Below are 19,364 nucleotides of genomic sequence, written 5' to 3'. Positions count from 1 at the left end.
ATGTTAAATTATAAAAAAGAGATTCCAGAGATGACAGACCTACTCGCACTGTACAGTTCAGTCGGCTGGACCAATTATACTAACAATCCAACCATGTTGGAAGAAGCTGTCAAAGCCAGTCTCTGGCAGTTGGCAGTCTATGATGAGGAAGAGTTAGTAGCCTATATTCGCTTAGTAGGAGATGGCCACTCTGTCATTTTTGTACAGGACCTCTTGGTGCGACCAGATCACCAACGCCAAGGGATCGGAAAGAAACTCTTAGAAGAGGCTTTAGCAACTTTCCCCAATGTCTATCAAAGGCTCCTTGCAACTGATCGTAGCGAGAAAAATTTAGCCTTTTACCAATCCTTGGGCTTTGTCGAACTCTCAGAGCAAGCTTGTACAGGGATGATTTATAAATATTGATGAAAAGGATTTCCAAATAGGGAATCTTTTTCTTGTTTTTCCTAATATTACTTGAAAATGATAGTAGAATAGACCTAGATAAAAAGAAGAGAAGAATATTTGAGAAAACATAAGTCAAATAAGGAGCAATACCTAGTTTTTTATTTTGACTAGAAAAGCAGAGCTTTATTGGAAATGTAGCACGAGTCGAAGCACCTTTCGATGTTTTCCATTCTCTTTTTAGGAAACTTAGGCTTCTATCCACTATGATAAATTTATTCATGTTATAATAGGTAGACTAGATGACAGGGAGAAAATATAAAAACATGATTACATCAACGTATGATTGGAAAATAAATACAAAAGAGCCAGATGCTGGCTTTTTTAAACTTGCCAAAGAACATGGGCTGGCAGAAACAGCAGCCAAGATTGCTTATGAACGTGGCGTGACGACAGAAGAGGCCCTTGAAGACTTTCTTAAGGCTGATCTATCACACCTTCATGACCCTTATCTTCTTCATGATATGGATAAGGCAGTTGCTAGAATTCGTCAAGCCATTGAAAATTATGAGCAAATCTTAGTTTATGGAGATTATGATGCGGATGGTATGACGTCAGCCTCGATTGTCAAGGAAGCTCTTGAAATGATGGGCGCTGAGGCTCGAGTCTATTTGCCTAACCGTTTCACAGATGGTTATGGGCCAAACGAAAGTGTCTACAAGTACTTCATTGAGCAGGAAGGCATTTCACTCATTGTTACAGTGGATAATGGAGTAGCGGGTAATGAGGCTATTGCTTATGCGCAAGAGCAAGGTGTGGACGTTATCGTTACAGACCATCATAGTATGCCGGCACAGCTTCCAGATGCCTATGCCATTGTCCATCCAGAGCATCCGGATGCCGATTATCCTTTTAAATATTTGGCAGGATGTGGTGTAGCTTTCAAATTGGCAACTGCCCTCCTTGAAACTATTCCTACAGAGATGTTGGACTTGGTAGCCATTGGTACCATTGCCGATATGGTTAGCCTTACGGATGAAAATCGTATTATGGTCAAGGTCGGGCTGGAAATTCTCAAGACTACTGAGCGAATTGGGCTTCAAGAATTGCTCCGCATTTCAGATGTGGATCCAACAACGATTTCCGAAGAAACGGTAGGTTTTAAACTGGCTCCTCAACTCAATGCCTTGGGACGCTTAGATGATCCAAATCCAGCCATTGAACTGTTGACCGGATTTGACGATGAGGAAGCACAAGCCATTGCTCTGGAAATCAATGCTAAAAATGAAGAACGTAAGGAAGTTGTTCAAAAAATCTTTGATGAAGCTATGACCATGGTAGACTTGGACAAACCAGTTCAGGTTTTGGCCAAGGAAGGTTGGCATCCTGGTGTCCTCGGTATTGTGGCTGGGCGCATCATGGAGCAAATCAGCCAGACAGTAGTGGTTTTGAATATTGAAGATGGCTTGGCAAAGGGTTCAGCCCGTAGTTTGGAATCTATCAATATCTTCCATGCCCTTGATGATCACCGAGATATCTTTACTGCTTTTGGAGGACACGCTGGAGCCGCTGGGATGACCCTTCCGAAGGAAAATCTTGGTCAACTCTCAGATATTTTGTGTCATTATGTCTATGATAATGACATTGATACAAGTGCCAAAAATACGCTTAATTTAGACGAGGAGCTCCAACTCAGCGAGCTTAGCTTGGATACCATTAAGAGCCTTGAAAAACTAGCACCTTTTGGTATGGATAATAAAAAGCCAGTCTTTTGGCTACATGATATTACCGTTACTCAAGCTAGGACAATGGGACAAAATGGGGCTCATCTTAAGTTTAAGGTTAAGCAAGGTAAGGACAGCTTTGACGTTGTCGCTTTTAATAAAGGTAATCTACTTCAAGAATTTCAACAGGCTCAGGGTCTGGAATTGGCAGTGACCTTGTCTGTTAATGTTTGGAATGGACAGACAACGCTACAGCTTATGCTAGAAGATGTACGTGTGGATGGTGTTCAATTATTTGATTTCCGCTCAAAAAATATGGCACTACCTGAGGGCCTACCAACGGTAGAAGAAGCAGCAGACACAGAGCCTGCGGTTGTCCTCAACACCCTACCTGAATCAGCGACAGAATTAAAAGAGTGGTTTGAAGGTAAAGATTTCCAGGCTATCTATTTTAAAAATAGCATTAAGGAAGCCTATTATCTGACAGGTTATGGAACTAGAGAGCAATTTGCAAGGCTCTATAAAACCATTTACCAATTCCCAGAATTCGATGTCCGCTATAAACTGGATGAACTCAGTCATTACCTTAAAATCGACAAGATTCTCCTGATTAAGATGATTCAAATCTTTGATGAATTGGATTTTGTGACTATTGATAATGGTGTTATGACAGTCAATAAAGAAGCTGAGAAACGCGAGATTGAGGACAGTCAGATTTTCCAAGATCTGAAACGACTCGTTAAGTTCCAAGAACTCATGGCTTTGGGAACACCACAGGAAATTTATGATTGGCTGTATAAGTAGGGGAGTCTGAATTCAAAGGATTCGTCTCGAAATGAGGGTCAGCATTTTCTAAATTTACTATTTCATGCTATAATGATATGTAAATATTTTTTTGGCGAAAAGCCTATAGGAAGAACAAATGAAATTAGAAGATTATATTGCATCTATTGAAAACTACCCTAAAGAAGGGGTTACTTTCCGTGATATTAGTCCTTTGATGGCTGATGGAAATGCTTATAGCTATGCTATCCGTGAAATCGTTCAGTATGCGACTGATAAGAAGATTGACATGATTGTTGGTCCTGAAGCGCGTGGTTTCATCGTTGGTTGTCCAGTTGCTTTTGAACTTGGTATTGGTTTTGCTCCTGTTCGTAAACCTGGTAAATTGCCACGTGAAGTGATTTCAGCCGATTACGAAAAAGAGTATGGTGTCGATACACTTTGTATGCATGCCGATGCAATCAAGCCAGGCCAACGTGTACTTATCGTAGATGACCTTTTGGCAACTGGTGGTACCGTTAAAGCTACAATTGAAATGATTGAGCGCCTAGGTGGTGTCGTTGCTGGTTGTGCTTTCTTGATTGAGCTTGATGGTCTTAATGGACGTGATGCTATCGAAGGTTACGATACTAAAGTATTGATGAACTTCCCAGGATAAATCTATCTATGAATTAACAAAAGGCCTTAGGGCCTTTTTAACTCTTTTAAAACAAAGGTGGCCTCTAAATATAGTTTAAAGCTATAGCTAACTAGAGAAAATATATATTTGATAACAATACCTCCCCGGTTTATAATATGAAGATAGAATAAATAAGGATGGAGATATTGTTATGCCTATAAAACTTGATAATAAGTTACCAGCTCTTGATGTATTGCGTTCGGAAAATGTCTTCATCATGGATGAGAACAGAGCTAGTAGCCAGGATATTCGACCAATGGAGGTCTTAATCCTTAACCTTATGCCTACTAAAGAAGTTACGGAAACTCAATTACTACGTCTTTTGGCCAATACGCCACTTCAAATTAACGTCGAGTTTCTTTATATGGCTAGTCATAAGTCAAAAAATACCCATGCTGAACATATGGAAACTTTTTATAAGACTTTTGATGAAATTAAGCATAAGTATTATGATGGTCTCATCGTAACAGGAGCTCCTGTTGAGCAAATGCCTTTTGAAGAAGTTGATTATTGGCAAGAATTGACACAGGTTTTTGACTGGTCTAAAAAGCATGTCTATTCAACCCTTCATCTGTGTTGGGGAGCTCAAGCAGGTCTCTATTATAAGCATGGAGTCGACAAGGTCCCTTTGTCAGAGAAACTATCTGGTATCTATAAACAAACGGTTGACATGCCTGAAAACTTCCTTATGAATGGCTTTGATGATAGCTTTGTGTCACCACACTCTCGCTATACTGAGGTTACGCTCGAGGATATTAAAAACAAGACGGATTTAGATATTGTTGTGTCAGGACCAGAGGTCGGTTTATCCATCTTAGCAAGTAAGAATCTTCGTGAAGTATATAGTTTCGGTCATTTTGAATATGACCGTGATACTCTTGCCAGAGAATATCGAAGAGATTTGGATGCAGGGATTAATCCAGACGTACCAGCAAACTATTTCCCAGACGATGATCCAAGTCAGGAGCCTAAACTGCGTTGGAACCTTGCGGCATCTGCCTTCTTTAGCAATTGGATTAATTATGCGGTATATCAAGAAACACCTTATCGTTTAGAAGAGTTGGAAGACGATTTTTCATTCTACGGTTATTTGTAGTAGACAGTCTCAAAAGATTTATGTGAGCGCATAAAGACTTTTTGGGGTGTCTAGCTACTCTGAAAGGTAAATATGAGTTTTTTTGAACAGTATCGATCAGGCAATCTGGTCCTTCCTAATGCTTTATTTTTCCACTTTAAGGATATTTTTCCATCTGCGGATGACTTTCTGGTTTGGCAATTTCTCTATCTACAAACGACAACTCAGATTGGAGAAGTGGCTTCTAGTCAGATAGCGCAAGCAACTGGAAAGACACCAACAGAGGTTAATAAAAGTATTACGACATTGACTGAGGCTGGGCTCCTTGATTTCACGACTATCAAGGTTAATAATGAAATTGAGATGGTTGTAGATGCTTCACCTGCCTTGGCAGTTTTGGATAAGTTAGTGAGCAATGAAAAGACAACGACGGGGCCTGTAGTAGGTCAGCCAACAAATACACAGCTCATCAAGCAATTAACAGATGAGTTAGAACAAGCTTTGGGAATCTTGAATCCTATGGTTATCGAAGATTTAAACAAGGAAATTCAAGAAGAACATACTGATCCCGAACTTATCCGTGAGGCTTTGAAAGAAGCAGTATTTAACCGCAAGACAAATTGGAATTACATCAAAGGGGTTCTGCGTAACTGGAAATTGAGTGGTATTACGACGAAAATTCAAGTTGAAGAGCGACGTTTGGAGCATCAAGGTAAGAAGCACCATCACCAAGTTTCGGATGACTTCAAAACAGGTATGGATGCAGCCCGTCAATTATGGGGTGGCCAATAATGTTAGGAAGAAAACGTGTTAATGAGGCTCTAGCTCTCATGGGGGAGATGTTTCCCAATGCTCATGGAGAGTTGGAGTGGGAAACTCCTTTCCAACTATTAGTTGCTGTTATTTTATCGGCACAGACAACTGATAAGGCTGTTAACAAGATTACACCGGGCTTGTGGGCGCGTTATCCAGAAATTGAGGATTTGGCTTCGGCTAATCTTGATGATGTTGAAATGTGTTTGCGAACAATCGGTCTTTATAAGAATAAGGCAAAGAACATCATCAAGACTGCTAGAGCTGTTTTAATGAATTTTGATGGACAGGTTCCGAAAACGCATAAGGAATTGGAAAGTCTACCTGGTGTGGGACGAAAAACAGCTAACGTAGTATTGGCTGAAGTCTATGGAATCCCTTCTATTGCTGTAGATACGCATGTCTCACGTGTATCTAAGAGGCTAAATATCGTGCCAGAGGATGCTAGTGTAGAGGAAATTGAAGCAGAACTGATGAAGAAAATCCCAAAGAGGGATTGGATTATCAGTCATCACCGTATGATTTTCTTTGGACGTTATCATTGCTTGGCTAAGAATCCTAAATGCCAGACATGTCCTCTTCAAAGTTATTGTAAGTATTATAAAGAAACAACCAAGAAATAAGCTGGAGAATGTGACTTTCTTCGGCTTTTTACAGCTGTAAGAATTTGTTACAAACTAGTAACTTGACAAAAGTCTCAGGCTTTAAGAAAATAGAAGAAACGATTTAGAAGCAGGAGCGATATAGTGAATGGCTGAATTCAGTAATGAAGAGTATCTGAGAGCCTTAGCTGATAATGGTGATAGAGAAGCAGCCAAAGAATATGAGCAAGCTTTGGATAATCGTATTTTTCAGTTGCAGATTTCATTGGCTCAAACGAGTGATCCGCAGGGTCGTAGGGAAGTGCAAAAACTCTTGGAACAAGAGGAAAAGAAAAAAAGGGACTACTTTCAAGAAAAAGAGGAAAAAGCTGTGAGCGAATTTAGACGTCGTAAAAATGAAACTACAAAGGGAAGAAAAGTTTCGAGTTTTGATAAACTCAAAGATCCTAAAATCATTAGATGGGTAATTGGAGTTGTTGCAGTACTTGCAGTGGTTATTCCTGTGGTTACCTTGATGTGGTATAGTAATAACCAAAAAGAGAGTGTAACAAATCCATGGAAAAATGGTCAGTTAGCTAAAAGTAAGGAACAAGCAGCAGCATCATCAGATAATCAATCTTCTCAAGTTGATACCTCATCCTTGTCTGACCAGCAGTTGGAAGACTGGGTGGTTTCTACCTATGCTAAAGAACAAGGGTCAACAGGAGAAAATTATAAGAATCTAGGTTGGAATGTTTATTCATGGACGGATGATGATGATAACCTAGTTTATGCTCAACTTTATGATGCCTATGGTAATGATGTTCTTCTTTTCCGTGTAGATAAGAAGGGACAACTCGAAGCCTATGGTGGTATTGACGGTTCAAGCGATTCTTGGGACGTCGTTTCAAAAACATATACAACCGATTAATGAAACCATATAAAACACCTGATAATGGTGGTTGAGACTGTCTTTTGACAGTCTTTTTTGGTATAATTTTAAGTAATCGTGTATACAATTAAAAAGCCGACTGAGAAGATTTGGAGATGATAGTTCTGCAGAACTTTTTTAATGTCTTCAGGTTTTCAAGGCTAGCTTAAATAAAGGAGAGTTGTCGTGTCAGACTATTTATCGGTCACATCCTTAACCAAATATTTGAAAATGAAATTTGACCGTGATCCTTATTTAGAGAGGGTATATTTGACGGGGCAGGTTTCCAATTTTCGTCGACGTCCGAGTCACCAATATTTTTCGCTAAAGGATGAAGGGGCTGTTATTCAGGCGACGATTTGGGCTGGAGTTTTCAAAAAACTTGGTTTTGAACTCGAAGAAGGGATGAAAATCAATGTCGTCGGTCGGGTTCAGATTTATGAACCTAGTGGTTCTTATTCCATTATTATCGAGAAGGCAGAGCCAGATGGTATTGGTGCTTTGGCCATCCAGTTTGAACAGCTTCGTAAAAAATTGACTGCAGAAGGCTACTTTGATGATCGTCATAAGCAAGCTCTGCCTAATTTTGTCAAAAAAATAGGGGTTGTCACTAGTCCTAGCGGTGCGGTTATTCGAGATATTATTACGACCGTTAGTCGTCGTTTTCCTGGGGTAGAAATCTTACTTTTCCCTACCAAGGTTCAAGGTGAAGGAGCTGCACAGGAAATTGCTGAAAATATTCAAAAAGCCAATCAAAGGGATGATCTAGATTTACTTATCGTTGGCCGTGGTGGAGGTTCTATTGAAGATCTCTGGGCTTTTAACGAGGAAATTGTAGTTCAGTCGATTTTTGAGAGTAGTCTCCCTGTGATTTCAAGCGTTGGTCACGAAACAGATACAACTTTGGCTGACTTTGTTGCAGATCGTAGGGCTGCTACGCCTACAGCAGCGGCAGAACTTGCTACTCCGGTATCAAAGGCTGATACCTTGGTTTGGATTCGTGAAAGACAAAATAGAGCCTATCAAGCCTGTTTGAGACGTATACAATATAACCAGGAACGCTTGGCCAAATTGTCACAATCTGTTGTCTTTAGGCAACCTGAGCGCCTTTACGATGGTTATCTACAAAAGTTGGATCGACTAACAACAAGGCTTGAAACATTCATGAGTCAAGATTTCGAACGCAAACAAAAAGAAGCGCAACTTTTGAGACAACGATTACAAGGCTTAAATCTTCTAACTAGTGTTCAGAACTACCAAGACCGTCGAGAGTCTTTGCAACGTTTATTGGTGACTACAACCAAGAATACTATTAATGGTAAGCGTGTGAGATTAGAAAAGGCACAGGATGCCTTATTGTCTCTAGATACTAGCCGTATTGTTGCAAGGGGCTATGCCATTGTCAAGAAAGATGATAAACCTTTAACAAGTACCAGGAATATTACCGAAGGTGATCAATTAACCGTCCAAATGAGAGATGGAGAACTAGAAGTAGAGGTGAAAAATGTCAACTAAAAAAACATTTGAGGAAAATTTACAGGACTTAGAAGCTATCGTCACGAAGCTCGAAACAGGTGATGTTGCTCTTGAGGATGCTATTGCTGAGTTCCAAAAAGGTATGGCCTTGTCTAAAGATTTGCAGAAGACCTTGGAAGATGCTGAAAAAACACTAGTTAAGGTCATGCAAGCAGATGGTACAGAAACGGAAATGGATGCCTAATGAGCAAGCTAAATAAAATTGATGCGGCTATCCGTGATTACTACCAAAAAAAGAATCTTCCTGTATCGAGTGATTTAATCACTGCCATCCTTTATTCAGTTGATAGTGGAGGCAAGCGTATTCGTCCACTGATTTTCTTAAATTTACTTGAAGGATTTGGTTTAGAGCTTACTCCTAGTCATTTCGATGTCGCAGCAAGTCTTGAAATGATTCATACTGGAAGTTTGATTCACGACGATCTGCCGGCCATGGATGATGATGATTACCGTCGAGGACGTTTAACCAACCATAAGAAATTCGATGAAGCAACGGCAATCTTGGCTGGAGATTCTCTCTTTTTGGATCCATTTGACCTCCTGGCTCAAACAGAGCTATCAGCAGAAATTCGAGTTCAATTGATTCAAGCATTGTCTCATTCTTCAGGTACCTTCGGTATGGTTGGTGGTCAGATGCTGGATATGAAGGGTGAAGGTCAGGAACTTGATTTATCGCAACTGGCTAAGATTCATGAGCATAAGACAGGTAAGCTTTTAACCTTTCCTTTTGTGGCGGCTGGTATTGTTGCTCAAAAAGATCAACAGGTCTTGGAAAACCTTCAAGAAGCTGGTCGCTTGATTGGTCTTGCCTTTCAAGTACGTGATGATATTTTGGATGTGACTGCTGATTTCGAAGAACTTGGGAAGACACCTGGAAAAGATGTAGTTGCTGGGAAATCAACCTATCCTGCTCTGCTTGGTCTGGAAAAATCACATGCTATCCTAGAGGAATCACTTGATAAAGCTGAGGCTATTTTCCAAAATCTAGCTGAAACTCAAGGTTTCAAGAAAGACAGTATTATAGAAATCATAGAAAGGTTACGACTCCATGCCTAAGGAAAGAGTAGACGTTTTGGCTTATAAACAAGGCCTTTTTGAAACACGAGAACAAGCTAAACGTGGCGTTATGGCTGGTTTAGTTGTTAATGTTATCAATGGTGAACGTTACGATAAACCCGGTGAAAAAATCGACGACGGTACAGAGTTGAAGCTTAAAGGAGAAAAAATCAAGTATGTGAGCCGTGGAGGACTCAAACTTGAAAAAGCTTTGGAAGTATTCAAACTGTCAGTTGAAGGCATGACGACCATCGATATCGGAGCTTCAACAGGTGGGTTTACTGATGTTATGCTTCAAAATGGGGCTAAACTGGTTTATGCTGTGGATGTCGGTACCAATCAGTTGGTTTGGAAATTGCGTCAAGATGAGCGTGTTCGTTCCATGGAGCAATATAATTTCCGTTATGCTGAACCTATTGATTTTACAGAAGGACTACCGTCTTTTGCATCAATTGATGTCAGCTTCATCTCTCTTAATCTGATTCTGCCGGCGCTGGCTAAGATATTGGTTGATGGAGGGCAAGTTGTTGCTCTTGTGAAACCCCAATTTGAGGCGGGCCGTGAACAAATTGGGAAAAACGGGATTGTCCGTGAGAGCAGTGTTCATGAAAAAGTGTTAGAAACAGTGACAGCTTTTGCGGTTGACTATGGCTTTTCAGTTAAGGGACTGGACTTTTCACCTATCCAAGGTGGTCATGGTAATATTGAGTTTCTCGCACACTTGGAGAAGACAAATTCTTCTCAAAATGATGCTCAAACCTCTATTAAGGAAGTTGTAGCACAAGCACATAAGGAGTTTAAAAAGAATGAAGAAGAATGATCGTTTGGAGTTAATCCGAAAGATTGTCCAAGAAAATAAAATTACGACTCAGGGAGAATTGGTAAAATTACTCCAAAATGAGGGATTAAAGGCTACTCAAGCGACCGTATCGCGTGATATCAATGAAATTGGTATTACCAAGGTACCAACTGAAGACGGTTCATACATCTATGGGCTCTCAACTGCTCCTAGACGAGTAGGTGGAACCTCTGTTGCGACTCGTCGCTTGTTGCGTGTTGATCGTCAACATGCCTTTATGAATATCGTTGTTCAACCTGGGACTAGCCGCCTCATCAAGAAGATTCTTTTGGATGAGTACAAGCATTTGATTTTTAGTGTCATTGCTGACGATGATACCCTCTTTTTAGTGGCTCAGTCAGAGTTAGCAGCCATCGAACTACAGGGGCAAATCATTAAGTGGGTTGAAGAATAGGAGGGCCTATGCTTCTCGAAATTACGATAAAGAATTTCGCAATTATTGAAGAGATTTCTCTAAACTTTGAGAATGGTATGACCGTCCTTACTGGTGAAACAGGTGCTGGTAAGTCCATTATTATAGATGCCATGAATCTTATGTTGGGCGCACGTGCTTCTAGCGAAGTCGTCCGTCATTCGGCACCTAAGGCTGAAATTCAGGGCTTCTTTTCAATCGAACAAAATCCTGCCTTGATTAGTATCTTGGAAGATAATGGGATTCCTGTTGAGGATGAATTGATTATCCGTCGTGAAATCTTCCAAAATGGTAGAAGTGTTAGTCGTATCAATGGACAGATGGTCAATTTAACAACGCTTAAAGCTGTTGGGCACTTCTTGGTAGATATCCATGGACAGCATGATCAGGAAGAGCTTATGAAACCTGCTCTGCATATTACCATGCTTGATGCCTTTGGTGACAAGGAATTTTTCCAAACTAAGAAAGAATACCAAGAGTATTTTGACCGCTATCGTGAGTTAAGAAAAGCCGTTCTTGAAAAGCAGAAAAATGAGCAAGAGCATAAGGCTCGAATTGAAATGCTAGCTTTTCAGATTGCAGAAATTGAAGCAGTCTCTCTAAAATCAGGAGAGGATTTGGCATTGATGAAGGAGCGAGACAAACTTCTTAATCATAAGCAGATTGCTGATACCTTAACGAATGCCTATGTCATGCTGGATAATGAAGAATTTTCAAGCCTTTCAAATGTCCGTTCTGCCATGAACGACCTCCAGTCTCTTGAAGAATATGACTCTGATTACAAAGAACTCTCTGGAAATCTATCAGAAGCCTATTATGTTCTAGAAGATGTCACTAAACAACTTGGTGACCTTTTGGATAATTTGGACTTTGATGCTGGGCGTTTACAAGAGATTGAACACCGCTTAGATACCATTAATGCAATTACTCGTAAATATGGTGGAACTGTTGATGATGTCTTAGATTATCTGGAAAATTCAAGTAAAGAGTACAATCTTCTGACTGGCAATTCCAGTTCGTCAGATGCCATGGAACAAGAGCTTAAGCAACTTGAAAAAGACCTGCTGGCGTCTGCAGAGACCCTACAAACGGCACGCCATCAAATTGCTACAGCCCTTGAAGCTGAGATTAAGAACGAGTTATGCGACCTTTACATGGATAAGGCTGATTTTAAAGTTACCTTTACTAAAGGGAAATTTAACCGTGATGGCAATGAGCAGGTTGAGTTTTACATCTCAACCAATCCAGGTGAAGGCTTTAAACCGCTTGTTAAGGTTGCTTCAGGAGGAGAATTATCTCGACTCATGTTAGCGATTAAGTCAGCCTTTGCCCGCAAAGAAGACAAAACAAGTATCGTCTTTGATGAGGTTGATACTGGCGTTTCAGGTCGTGTTGCCCAAGCCATCGCTCAGAAAATTCATAAGATTGGGAGTCATGGTCAGGTTTTGGCTATCAGTCATCTTCCGCAAGTTATTGCAATTGCTGATTATCAGTTCTTTATTTCTAAGGAAAGCGATAATGAGACGACTGTCTCTCGTGTTCGTCTTTTGACACCTGAGGAAAGGGTGCAAGAAATCGCTAAGATGTTAGCAGGAGATAATGTGACAGAGGCTGCCTTGAGCCAAGCAAGAGCCTTGTTAAAGGTGGATGACTCTCTTTAGAAAAAGACTTGGGAAAAGTTTTCCAGTCATGCTATAATAGAATAAAAATTTGTGTTAAGCGAGAAAAATATGAGTAAAATCAGAATTGTAACCGATTCGTCAATCACGATTGAACCAGAATTGGTTGAAAAATATAATATCACTGTTGTTCCATTGTCGGTTATGGTGGACGGTGTCATCTATTCAGATAGTGATCTTCGAGAAGAAGGCCGTTTCTTGGATATGATGAAGCATAGCAAAGAGTTACCAAAGACAAGCCAACCACCAGTAGGTTTGTTTGCTGAGACATATGAAAAGCTTGTCAAAGAAGGTGCAGAACAGATTGTGGCTATCCACATCATGCATACACTCTCTGGGACATGTGAAGCCTCACGTCAAGGCGCTAGCCTTTCAGGAGCAGATGTAACCGTTATCGATTCAGGCTTTACGGATCAGTGCCTTAAGTTTCAGGTTGTTGAAGCAGCCAAATTAGCTGAAGCAGGAGATAGTCTAGATGAGATTGTAGCACGTGTGGAAGAAGTGAAAAGTAAATCTGAACTACATATCGGTGTTTCTACCCTTGAGAATCTTGTCAAAGGTGGTCGTATTGGACGTGTAACAGGTCTACTATCTTCATTGCTCAATATCCGTGTCATTATGGAGTTGAAAGACTATCAGTTGAATACGATTGCGAAGGGTCGTGGTGCTAAGACATTCACAAAATGGTTGGATTCTTATATTAATGGTATCAAGGATAAGGACCGCAAAGTGGCAGAGATTGGTATTTCTTATGCAGGGACACCTGATTTTGCACATGAAATGGCTGAAAAACTTGAGGTTTTGGGCGCTCCGATTTCAATCCTTGAGACTGGTTCCATCATTCAAACGCACACTGGTGAAGGCGCCTTTGCCGTAATGGTTCGTTATGAATAAGTGGAAAGAATCAGAATTAGTTAGAAGCCTCGTAGGCTTCTTCTTGCTTTTTCTCTTATTTATCGGCCTCTTTATTTTTGTAGTTCCTAGTACGCATCAGTCATCAAAAATTGCAGAAAAAATTAAATCTATTAAAAATGAAAAGGTCACCTATGTTGCTATCGGTGATTCCCTTACGCAAGGTGTAGGTGATAGTAGTAATCAAGGGGGCTTCGTTCCTGTTTTGTCTCAGGCCTTAGAGTCAGATTTTGACTGGCAAGTGACCTCTCGCAACTATGGTATCGCAGGGAATACGAGCAATCAAATTCTCAAGAGAGTGCAAGAAAAGAAGGATATTCAAAGAGATCTCAAGAAGGCTAAAGTGATGACTCTGACAGTTGGTGGTAATGATGTAATCCATGTCATTAAGGACAATATCACTAATCTTAATGTAGACACCTTCACTAAGCCAGCTCAGGCCTATCAAAAGAGATTAGGACAGATTATTGAGTTAGCTCGTAAGGATAATAAAACATTGCCAATTTATATTGTTGGTATTTACAATCCTTTTTATCTTAATTTTCCAGAGATGACAGAAATGCAAACTATTGTAGATAATTGGAACCAATCTACTGAAGAAGTGTGCAAGAAGTACGATAATGTCTATTTTGTTCCTGTAAATGATTTGCTTTATAAGGGAATTGACGGTAAGGGCGGTGTTACAAGCTCTGATGATACGTCTCAGTCTAGTAACTCTTCTCAAGGTAGCCTGAATGATGCTCTTTTTGAGGATGATCATTTTCATCCAAATAATACAGGTTATCAAATTATGTCAGATGCCATTTTGAAACGTATTAACCAAACAAAGAAGGAGTGGTCAGGTGAGTAAGATATGGAAGTGGTTATTTTTAGGACTCTTGGCCTTAAATCTAGCCTTAGTAAGTGTTGTGGCCTATAGAATCATGACTCCAGTGGAGACGACGAGTTCTGTATCCCTACCTAAGGGAGCAACTAAAATTGGTAAGTATAGTATGACAAGGGAGGAGCTTGACGCTGCTCTTACGGGCTTTGCCCAAGATTATTCGACCGATAAGATGCGTTTCAAGGTCAAGGTTACTAATTCTAAAATTGTTTTCGAAAGTAGCTATAAGGTTTTAGGTCACTCTGTCCCTCTTTATGTCTACTTTACGCCGGTTGTTAGTGAATCAGGAGCAATTGTACTTCATGTTTCTGAGCTTTCGGCTGGAACCTTGAAACTGCCTGTTTCGGATGCCCTTAAGATGATTAAACGTTCAACTAACCTCCCTGATTACATCGCCATCAATAGTAAGAAGGGAAAGGTTACCTTAAATATTCAGTCTATGAAGAATGAGAAGGGGATTACAGCACGTGCTCAAAGCCTTGATTTGGTTAATGACCGTATCGAATTTGACATCTATAAGACAATAAATTAAAAAGCCTTTACTTTTTGCAAAAAAGCGATTAAATTAGCGTTTATTACTTGACCTCATAGGCCTTTTAGGATAAGATAATACTTGTTCAAGCGCTAAAAAAACTATTCGCTTAGAAATAAATTGGAGGATTGTTACAATGGCTAACAAACAAGATTTGATCGCTAAAGTTGCAGAAGCAACTGAGCTTACTAAAAAAGATTCAGCAGCAGCTGTAGATGCAGTTTTCGCTTCTATCGAAGAATTCCTTGCTGCAGGTGAAAAAGTACAATTGATCGGTTTCGGTAACTTTGAAGTACGCGAACGCGCTGCTCGTCAAGGTCGTAACCCACAAACTGGTGAAGCTATCTCAATCGCAGCTTCTAAAGTTCCTGCATTTAAAGCTGGTAAAGCTCTTAAAGACGCAGTTAAATAATGTAAAAACCCCTAAAATTTTAGGGGTTTTGATTTATATGAAAATAAGTTAAGGAAATCTATGAAAACCATAACAGTGGTATTGATTTTTCTTTTGGTTTTTACTGTTATTAAACTATCAGGTATTGTTGCTATCAGCAAACTGATGAAGCCAAGTGAAAAACAAATCGAAGAAGCTCGTCAGAAACGTCTTCAAGCTGAGAAAGAGGGCAAGGATCCTTTTGAAGACTGGGATGAACGTGACGATGATGGTCTTGTCTAATAAGAGAATCCTCATCAAATAATAAAAAAGTTTGGAAGGTCTTCCAAACTTTTTTTGTAGACTAGTCAATGTAGTGAAGTTTTCCTCGGAAGTCTTCAAGAGTTTCGTAACCTTTTTCTTCCATGATTTCTTTAAGTTCTTTAGTAATACGGTCAAAAACAGCGACACCTTCTTTTTGAAGGGCAGTACCCACTTGTACCATACTTGCACCACAAAGGATGTGTTCAAAGGCATCACGACCAGATTTGACACCACCAGTACCAATAATTTGGATTTCAGGTTTCAGACGTTGGTAGAAAGCGTGAACGTTTGCCAAGGCAGTAGGTTTGATGTAGTCACCACCGATACCACCAAAACCATTCTTAGGTTTGATGACAACAGACTCATCTTCAATGTAAAGGCCATTACCAATTGAGTTCACACAGTTAACAAAGACAAGTGGAAATTGGTTAAACACTGCAGCAGCTTGGTCAAAGTGCACAATATCAAAGTATGGTGGTAATTTCACACCAAGAGGTTTTGTAAAGTAAGAGAAGACTTCAGTAAGGATCTCGGTTGTTGTTTCAAAATCATAGGCAATTTGAGGTTTACCAGGAACGTTAGGGCATGAGAGGTTGAGTTCAACAAGTCCTTCATAGTCGCTTTCTTGAACTTTTTTGAGAATCGTGTGGGTTTCTTCAGGTGAGAGACCAACTAGTGAAAGGAAATGATTTTTGGTATTGGGTTGCTTTTGCAATTCAATCACATAGTCAAGGTAGTATTCAAAACCGTTATTTGGCAAGCCCATTGAGTTGATTGACCCAAGAGGTACATTAACATAACGTGGTTCAGGATTACCAGGGCGGGCTTCAAGTGTCCCTGTTTTTGTGACGAATGAACCTGCAGCTGAAGCCTCGACCTCTGCCAATTCTTCCTTAGTCATACAATGAACACCCGCAGCATTCATAAGACAGTTAGAAAATGTAAACTGACCAACTTTTGTAGCAGTAGAAACCATAAGATCCTCCTTTAAAGATCACAATGTAAAATGTTACTATTTCATCTCATTTTAGCATGAATGAAGGCCTAAAACAAGGAAATAATGGATATGCAAAAGCATCTAAAGTGAATTTCTAATACCCTCGCTTTTGAGACTGACAGGATGCAGTAGAATTTTACAGAATTTTTTGGATTTTGCTAGCTTTTTCAAGGTTTTTTGGGTAGAATAGAAGGAGTAAATGGGTTTAACCCAAAATAAAAAGGAGACATAACTAATGGTAAAATTGGTTTTCGCTCGCCACGGTGAGTCTGAATGGAACAAAGCTAACCTTTTCACAGGTTGGGCTGACGTAGATCTTTCTGAAAAAGGTACTCAACAAGCTATCGACGCTGGTAAATTGATCAAAGAAGCTGGTATCGAATTTGATCAAGCATACACTTCAGTATTGAAACGTGCGATCAAAACAACTAACTTGGCTCTTGAAGCATCTGACCAACTTTGGGTTCCAGTTGAAAAATCATGGCGCTTGAACGAACGTCACTACGGTGGTTTGACTGGTAAAAACAAAGCAGAAGCTGCTGAACAATTTGGTGATGAGCAAGTTCACATCTGGCGTCGTTCATACGATGTTTTGCCTCCAGCAATGGATCGTGATGATGAGCACTCAGCACACACTGATCGTCGTTATGCTTCACTAGACGACTCAGTAATTCCAGATGCTGAAAACTTGAAAGTTACTTTGGAACGTGCCCTTCCATTCTGGGAAGATAAAATCGCTCCAGCTCTTAAAGATGGTAAAAACGTATTCGTAGGTGCACACGGTAACTCAATCCGTGCCCTTGTTAAACACATCAAACAATTGTCAGATGACGAAATCATGGATGTTGAAATTCCAAACTTCCCACCATTGGTATTCGAATTTGACGATAAATTGAACGTTGTTAACGAATACTACCTCGGAAAATAAGCTGAGATAAGTAGTTATCAATAATAAAGAAAAAGTTGGTTTAAGCCAGCTTTTTTCTTTTCCTGAAAAAAATTGTAAATAGTGGTCAGAAAAGTCAGTCAATTCAGTATTTTTTCCTTGACTTTCAAGTTGGAAAGATGTATCATATTAACCAAGATACATCGAAAGGAAATGAGTCAAATGACATTCGCAACTACAACAGTTTTGCTATTGCGTAATGAGGGCTAGTGCAAAAGCATTAGTCCTGTTTGGCTTACCAAGCGGGAGATAAAAACATCTCGCTTGGGTTTCCGAGTGAGATGTTTTTTTACTACTATCGTTTTTACTTTTAGAAAGAGGATTGTCTATGCGTAAAGTTGAATTTTTTGATACAAGTCTTCGTGATGGGGAACAAACACCTGGTGTTAACTTCTCAATCAAAGAAAAAGTTGCTATTGCTAAGCAACTTGAAAAATGGGGAATTTCTGTAATTGAAGCTGGTTTCCCTGCAGCTAGCCCAGATTCATTTGAAGCAGTAAAACAAATTGCAGAAGCTATGACAACAACTTCTGTTACTGGCTTGGCTCGTTCAGTAAAATCTGATATTGATGCTTGTTATGAAGCTTTGAAAGATGCTAAGTATCCACAAATTCATGTCTTTATCGCGACAAGTCCTATTCACCGTGAGTTTAAATTGAAGAAATCAAAAGAAGAAATTCTTGAAGCTGTAAAAGAACATGTGTCATATGCACGTTCAAAATTTGAAGTTGTTGAGTTTTCTCCTGAAGATGCTACTCGTACTGAGCTTGATTTCTTGACTGAAGTTGTTCAAACAGCAGTTGATGCTGGTGCCTCATATATTAATATTCCTGATACAGTTGGCTTTACGACTCCAGAAGAGTTTGCACGTATTTTTGATCACTTGACTGAAAATATTAAATCAGACCATAAAGTTGTCTTTGGTGTTCACTGTCACGATGACCTCGGTATGGCAACTGCAAATACTTTGACAGCAATTAAACATGGTGCTGGACGTGTTCAGGGAACAGTCAACGGTATTGGTGAGCGTGCGGGTAATGTTGCTCTTGAAGAAGTAGCTGTCGCTTTGAAAATTCGTGAAGACTTTTTCCAAGCAACAAGTGATATTGTTCTTAATGAAACAATGAATACTTCAGAGCTTGTTTCTCGCTTCTCTGGAATTCCTGTTCCTAAAAATAAAGCTGTTGTTGGTGGAAATGCCTTCTCTCATGAATCAGGTATCCACCAAGATGGTGTTCTTAAGAACCCACAAACTTATGAAATCTTCACACCAGAATTGGTAGGTGTGAAGAGTAACAGTCTTCCTCTTGGTAAATTGTCAGGACGTCATGCCTTTGTTGAAAAATTGAAAGAACTTGAGCTTGACTTTGTTGAAGAAGATATCAAGCCACTCTTTGCCAAATTCAAAATCTTGGCTGGGAAAAAACATGATATTACTGATGCAGACATTCGTGCACTTGTTGCTGGTACTAGTGTAGATAATCCAGAAGGTTTCCACTTCGAAGATCTTCGTTTGACCACTAATGCTGATGAAACAATCACTGCTACAGTTAGCTTGGCTAATGAAGACGGTGAATCTGTAGAATTTTTGGCAAACGGTCAAGGATCAGTTGAAGCTATTTTCAATGCTATTGATAAATTCTTCAACCAAACAGTTCGCTTGACTTCTTATAATATTGACGCTGTAACTGATGGTATTGATGCACAAGCGCGTGTACTTGTAACTGTCGAAAATGTAGATACAGATACTATTTTCAATGCATCTGGTTTGGACTTTGATGTCTTGAAAGCATCAGCAATTGCCTATATCAATGCTAATACATTGGTTCAAAAAGAAAATGCTGGTGAGATGGCACGTAAGGTTTCTTATCGTGACCTTCCATAAGCC

At 39.8% G+C, this 19,364-nt stretch carries 21 protein-coding genes; 20 read left to right on the top strand and 1 reads right to left on the bottom strand.

The window, feature by feature from the left end; translation table 11 throughout:
- The 18 genes from HMPREF2571_RS08135 to HMPREF2571_RS08050 all read left to right on the top strand — a co-directional run bounded on the left by HMPREF2571_RS08135 (position 1) and on the right by HMPREF2571_RS08050 (position 15,512).
- Entirely contained in the window at positions 1 to 405 is a 405-nt protein-coding gene (locus HMPREF2571_RS08135) for a GNAT family N-acetyltransferase (RefSeq protein ID WP_045001800.1), read from the top strand.
- A gap of 305 nt (positions 406 to 710) precedes the next feature.
- Entirely contained in the window at positions 711 to 2,912 is a 2,202-nt protein-coding gene (recJ, locus tag HMPREF2571_RS08130) for a single-stranded-DNA-specific exonuclease RecJ (protein WP_070847675.1), read from the top strand.
- A gap of 118 nt (positions 2,913 to 3,030) precedes the next feature.
- Positions 3,031 to 3,549 (top strand): adenine phosphoribosyltransferase, encoded by a 519-nt coding sequence (locus HMPREF2571_RS08125; RefSeq protein WP_048790968.1) that lies wholly within the window; start codon positions 3,031 to 3,033, stop codon positions 3,547 to 3,549.
- 172 nt (positions 3,550 to 3,721) lie between these two features.
- A complete protein-coding gene (gene metA, locus HMPREF2571_RS08120) occupies positions 3,722 to 4,666 on the top strand; it encodes a homoserine O-acetyltransferase MetA (RefSeq protein ID WP_070847673.1) in 945 nt (314 codons plus the stop codon).
- Between the two features lie 72 nt (positions 4,667 to 4,738).
- On the top strand, positions 4,739 to 5,437 hold the full coding sequence (locus HMPREF2571_RS08115) for a DnaD domain-containing protein (protein ID WP_004182658.1): 699 nt from the start codon (positions 4,739 to 4,741) through the stop codon (positions 5,435 to 5,437).
- Positions 5,437 to 6,081, top strand: coding sequence for an endonuclease III (gene nth, locus HMPREF2571_RS08110; RefSeq protein ID WP_002884001.1), 645 nt, complete (start codon positions 5,437 to 5,439; stop codon positions 6,079 to 6,081). Before HMPREF2571_RS08115 ends, nth begins: the two co-directional genes overlap by 1 nt.
- Before the next feature lie 127 nt (positions 6,082 to 6,208).
- A complete protein-coding gene (locus HMPREF2571_RS08105; RefSeq protein ID WP_070847670.1) occupies positions 6,209 to 6,970 on the top strand; it encodes a hypothetical protein in 762 nt (253 codons plus the stop codon).
- A 186-nt stretch (positions 6,971 to 7,156) separates the two neighbouring features.
- Positions 7,157 to 8,485 carry an exodeoxyribonuclease VII large subunit gene (xseA, locus tag HMPREF2571_RS08100; RefSeq protein ID WP_070847668.1) on the top strand — a complete coding sequence of 443 codons (1,329 nt, stop codon included), beginning with the start codon at positions 7,157 to 7,159 and terminating at the stop codon, positions 8,483 to 8,485.
- Positions 8,475 to 8,690, top strand: coding sequence for an exodeoxyribonuclease VII small subunit (locus tag HMPREF2571_RS08095; protein ID WP_002884058.1), 216 nt, complete (start codon positions 8,475 to 8,477; stop codon positions 8,688 to 8,690). The genes xseA and HMPREF2571_RS08095 overlap by 11 nt, the downstream gene beginning before the upstream one ends.
- Positions 8,690 to 9,562: a polyprenyl synthetase family protein gene (locus HMPREF2571_RS08090; protein ID WP_070847665.1), complete on the top strand. Its 873-nt coding sequence runs from the start codon at positions 8,690 to 8,692 to the stop codon at positions 9,560 to 9,562. Before HMPREF2571_RS08095 ends, HMPREF2571_RS08090 begins: the two co-directional genes overlap by 1 nt.
- Positions 9,555 to 10,382, top strand: coding sequence for a TlyA family RNA methyltransferase (locus HMPREF2571_RS08085; protein ID WP_070847662.1), 828 nt, complete (start codon positions 9,555 to 9,557; stop codon positions 10,380 to 10,382). The genes HMPREF2571_RS08090 and HMPREF2571_RS08085 overlap by 8 nt, the downstream gene beginning before the upstream one ends.
- Entirely contained in the window at positions 10,369 to 10,815 is a 447-nt protein-coding gene (locus HMPREF2571_RS08080) for an arginine repressor (protein WP_002890762.1), read from the top strand. Before HMPREF2571_RS08085 ends, HMPREF2571_RS08080 begins: the two co-directional genes overlap by 14 nt.
- Before the next feature lie 8 nt (positions 10,816 to 10,823).
- Positions 10,824 to 12,494: a DNA repair protein RecN gene (gene recN, locus HMPREF2571_RS08075; protein WP_070847659.1), complete on the top strand. Its 1,671-nt coding sequence runs from the start codon at positions 10,824 to 10,826 to the stop codon at positions 12,492 to 12,494.
- Between the two features lie 69 nt (positions 12,495 to 12,563).
- Entirely contained in the window at positions 12,564 to 13,406 is an 843-nt protein-coding gene (locus HMPREF2571_RS08070; protein WP_013990721.1) for a DegV family protein, read from the top strand.
- Positions 13,399 to 14,274 (top strand): SGNH/GDSL hydrolase family protein, encoded by an 876-nt coding sequence (locus HMPREF2571_RS08065; RefSeq protein ID WP_004182649.1) that lies wholly within the window; start codon positions 13,399 to 13,401, stop codon positions 14,272 to 14,274. Before HMPREF2571_RS08070 ends, HMPREF2571_RS08065 begins: the two co-directional genes overlap by 8 nt.
- Positions 14,267 to 14,839 carry a YpmS family protein gene (locus tag HMPREF2571_RS08060; protein WP_013990720.1) on the top strand — a complete coding sequence of 191 codons (573 nt, stop codon included), beginning with the start codon at positions 14,267 to 14,269 and terminating at the stop codon, positions 14,837 to 14,839. The genes HMPREF2571_RS08065 and HMPREF2571_RS08060 overlap by 8 nt, the downstream gene beginning before the upstream one ends.
- Before the next feature lie 136 nt (positions 14,840 to 14,975).
- Entirely contained in the window at positions 14,976 to 15,251 is a 276-nt protein-coding gene (locus HMPREF2571_RS08055) for an HU family DNA-binding protein (RefSeq protein WP_002884048.1), read from the top strand.
- 60 nt (positions 15,252 to 15,311) lie between these two features.
- Positions 15,312 to 15,512, top strand: a complete 201-nt coding sequence (locus HMPREF2571_RS08050) for a hypothetical protein (RefSeq protein WP_002883994.1) — start codon at positions 15,312 to 15,314, stop codon at positions 15,510 to 15,512.
- Between the two features lie 61 nt (positions 15,513 to 15,573).
- Here HMPREF2571_RS08050 and HMPREF2571_RS08045 read toward each other — a convergent pair whose 3' ends face one another.
- The gene (locus tag HMPREF2571_RS08045; protein ID WP_004182647.1) at positions 15,574 to 16,509 is read right to left on the bottom strand and encodes a dihydroorotate oxidase; all 936 of its coding nucleotides are present in this window, start codon (positions 16,507 to 16,509) and stop codon (positions 15,574 to 15,576) included.
- Between the two features lie 256 nt (positions 16,510 to 16,765).
- On the opposite strand from HMPREF2571_RS08045, the gene HMPREF2571_RS08040 reads away from it, so the two are divergent.
- Both HMPREF2571_RS08040 and HMPREF2571_RS08035 read left to right on the top strand, forming a co-directional pair.
- Positions 16,766 to 17,458: a phosphoglycerate mutase gene (locus HMPREF2571_RS08040; protein ID WP_004182646.1), complete on the top strand. Its 693-nt coding sequence runs from the start codon at positions 16,766 to 16,768 to the stop codon at positions 17,456 to 17,458.
- A gap of 346 nt (positions 17,459 to 17,804) precedes the next feature.
- Positions 17,805 to 19,361 (top strand): 2-isopropylmalate synthase, encoded by a 1,557-nt coding sequence (locus HMPREF2571_RS08035; RefSeq protein WP_013990719.1) that lies wholly within the window; start codon positions 17,805 to 17,807, stop codon positions 19,359 to 19,361.
- Positions 19,362 to 19,364: the final 3 nt, after the last annotated feature.

Origin of the sequence: Streptococcus sp. HMSC068F04 (genome assembly GCF_001837455.1) — a bacterium.
Taxonomy (GTDB): domain Bacteria; phylum Bacillota; class Bacilli; order Lactobacillales; family Streptococcaceae; genus Streptococcus; species Streptococcus salivarius_D.
This window is presented reverse-complemented; position numbering and strand designations above follow the sequence as displayed.

Bases quoted from the DNA above. Each gene is read 5' to 3' on its own strand.
- HMPREF2571_RS08070 (WP_013990721.1), top strand. From the start codon at position 12,564: ATGAGTAAAATCAGAATTGTAACCGATTCGTCAATCACGATTGAACCA.
- HMPREF2571_RS08055 (WP_002884048.1), top strand. From the start codon at position 14,976: ATGGCTAACAAACAAGATTTGATCGCTAAAGTTGCAGAAGCAACTGAG.
- HMPREF2571_RS08115 (WP_004182658.1), top strand. From the start codon at position 4,739: ATGAGTTTTTTTGAACAGTATCGATCAGGCAATCTGGTCCTTCCTAAT.
- HMPREF2571_RS08135 (WP_045001800.1), top strand. From the start codon at position 1: ATGTTAAATTATAAAAAAGAGATTCCAGAGATGACAGACCTACTCGCA.
- HMPREF2571_RS08050 (WP_002883994.1), top strand. From the start codon at position 15,312: ATGAAAACCATAACAGTGGTATTGATTTTTCTTTTGGTTTTTACTGTT.
- HMPREF2571_RS08065 (WP_004182649.1), top strand. From the start codon at position 13,399: ATGAATAAGTGGAAAGAATCAGAATTAGTTAGAAGCCTCGTAGGCTTC.
- HMPREF2571_RS08045 (WP_004182647.1), bottom strand. From the start codon at position 16,509: ATGGTTTCTACTGCTACAAAAGTTGGTCAGTTTACATTTTCTAACTGT.
- nth (WP_002884001.1), top strand. From the start codon at position 5,437: ATGTTAGGAAGAAAACGTGTTAATGAGGCTCTAGCTCTCATGGGGGAG.
- HMPREF2571_RS08080 (WP_002890762.1), top strand. From the start codon at position 10,369: ATGAAGAAGAATGATCGTTTGGAGTTAATCCGAAAGATTGTCCAAGAA.
- metA (WP_070847673.1), top strand. From the start codon at position 3,722: ATGCCTATAAAACTTGATAATAAGTTACCAGCTCTTGATGTATTGCGT.
- HMPREF2571_RS08125 (WP_048790968.1), top strand. From the start codon at position 3,031: ATGAAATTAGAAGATTATATTGCATCTATTGAAAACTACCCTAAAGAA.
- HMPREF2571_RS08095 (WP_002884058.1), top strand. From the start codon at position 8,475: ATGTCAACTAAAAAAACATTTGAGGAAAATTTACAGGACTTAGAAGCT.
- HMPREF2571_RS08035 (WP_013990719.1), top strand. From the start codon at position 17,805: ATGCGTAAAGTTGAATTTTTTGATACAAGTCTTCGTGATGGGGAACAA.
- HMPREF2571_RS08105 (WP_070847670.1), top strand. From the start codon at position 6,209: ATGGCTGAATTCAGTAATGAAGAGTATCTGAGAGCCTTAGCTGATAAT.
- HMPREF2571_RS08040 (WP_004182646.1), top strand. From the start codon at position 16,766: ATGGTAAAATTGGTTTTCGCTCGCCACGGTGAGTCTGAATGGAACAAA.
- recN (WP_070847659.1), top strand. From the start codon at position 10,824: ATGCTTCTCGAAATTACGATAAAGAATTTCGCAATTATTGAAGAGATT.
- recJ (WP_070847675.1), top strand. From the start codon at position 711: ATGATTACATCAACGTATGATTGGAAAATAAATACAAAAGAGCCAGAT.
- HMPREF2571_RS08085 (WP_070847662.1), top strand. From the start codon at position 9,555: ATGCCTAAGGAAAGAGTAGACGTTTTGGCTTATAAACAAGGCCTTTTT.
- HMPREF2571_RS08090 (WP_070847665.1), top strand. From the start codon at position 8,690: ATGAGCAAGCTAAATAAAATTGATGCGGCTATCCGTGATTACTACCAA.